Raw genomic sequence first — 229 nt, forward strand, 5'->3', positions numbered from 1 at the left:
TTATATAGCAAAGGGGAGACCTTCCGATAATCCACTGATCGTTCATATTGCTAATCTAAATCAGCTCAATAAGTATGTGGAAGAAATCCCGGAACATGCTAAAAAACTGATGAATGCTTTTTGGCCAGGCCCATTAACTGTTGTTTTAAAACATAAAGGGAATTTATCCCCAAGGGTCACGGCAAACTTATCCACAGTTGCAGTGAGGATGCCTGACCATCCATTAGCG

General features: G+C 41.0%; 1 protein-coding gene. It reads left to right on the forward strand.

The annotated features are described in order from the left end of the window. The coding region (locus AOA62_RS00060; RefSeq protein ID WP_178075609.1) for an L-threonylcarbamoyladenylate synthase at positions 1–229 on the forward strand (229 nt) is incomplete at both ends.

It is taken from the genome of Pseudomonas sp. 2995-3 (assembly GCF_002742565.1).
Lineage (GTDB): Bacteria > Pseudomonadota > Gammaproteobacteria > Pseudomonadales > Pseudomonadaceae > Aquipseudomonas > Aquipseudomonas edaphica.